Annotated in this window: 2 protein-coding genes; one reads left to right on the top strand and one right to left on the bottom strand. The window is 42.4% G+C overall.

Annotation, left to right across the window (positions count from 1 at the left end; all coding sequences use genetic code 11):
* Positions 1 to 620 (bottom strand): replication protein RepA (locus CAGGBEG34_RS09870; protein WP_275226105.1); only part of this gene is annotated, 620 nt, incomplete at its 3' end.
* A gap of 136 nt (positions 621 to 756) precedes the next feature.
* On the opposite strand from CAGGBEG34_RS09870, the gene CAGGBEG34_RS00110 reads away from it, so the two are divergent.
* Positions 757 to 1237: ParA family protein (locus CAGGBEG34_RS00110; protein WP_050009249.1), on the top strand; the 481-nt coding region annotated here is incomplete at its 3' end.

Below are 1237 nucleotides of genomic sequence, written 5' to 3'. Positions count from 1 at the left end.
CGCTGAGATAGGGTAATTTCAGACTTCCATTTGACTTCTTCTGGTTTTTTAGGTTCCCACCACAACTTAATGCTGTCAGAAATATTAAAAAATTCTCTTTGGAATAAGCATTCAGATGTATAGAGATAGGATATGAAAGAGGAAAAAAGTCTTATTTTCTGTTCTTTAAGCCGTGTAATATCTCCTCTTTTTCCACCTTGCCTTGATAATCCTAGCTTTGAAATGAATTCAGATAATGTTTGTCCCAATATAAGGGTACGTTCTTTCTTTTTGACAACTTCCGAGGATATCCAAGCTAATAATAGTCTTGGGATGCAGCCATAAGGTAAACCTATAGGAATAGGTTCTTTGTTGCCGTGCATGAGGCCTGACTGTATGAAAAGGGCAAAGTTGCCATTTACTCTTTGCCACGCAGAAACGTTGCCAGGGTCACTATGCGGCATGGTTGCTTGTATCAGCGCTCTAGCCATGAAGCCCAATCTGCCTGTTTCTTTTGCGTCTTCAGCTTCCATTGCGATGGAATCGGATATTATTTTTTCAATGCTTGGAGGTATGAGCAGGCTTATCCTTTCTTGTCCGGGTTTTTTGGTGGAAGAGCCTTGTATGACCTTGAGTGACATCTATTGTTCCCTATTTCGCGACCTGTCTGTTTTCAGCTTCCAGCGAAGCGTCCCGTGTTGACAATGTGCCTTGAATGATTTTATACTGTATAAAATATACAATTGATAATAATGATATTAACAGTTAATCTTCTGAATGTTCCAACCGTTTATGGAAACCAAGGTAATAGCTGTAGTAAATCAGAAGGGGGGATGCGGGAAAACGACCATCAGCATGCAGCTTGCAGGCGCTTTAGGAAAAGATGATTGCAGAGTGTTGGTCGTCGATGCCGATCCGCAAGGGACAGCAACCCGTTGGGCTGCAAATGCTGAGGATGATAAGCCATTTCCTGCCGCCATTTCTGGATTAGGCGCAGCGGGCGGGAAGGTTCATAGGGAAATTAAAAAATATGTGGGTGAGTACGATTATATTTTGATTGATTGCCCTCCTGCTGTAGATAGTCTTGCGCCTCAGTCAGCTTTAATAATTTCTGAATTAGCGCTGGTGCCTGTAATTCCTAGTCCCTCTGATTTGTGGGCGGCTGTCGGAATCCAAGAGCTGATAGAGAGAATGCAAAGTATCAATGAATCTCTTAAGGCAAGGCTAGTCGCTAATATGTGTCAATCCAATGTCAGTC

Source organism: Candidatus Glomeribacter gigasporarum BEG34 (assembly GCF_000227585.1).
Lineage (GTDB): Bacteria > Pseudomonadota > Gammaproteobacteria > Burkholderiales > Burkholderiaceae > Glomeribacter > Glomeribacter gigasporarum_B.
This window is presented reverse-complemented; position numbering and strand designations above follow the sequence as displayed.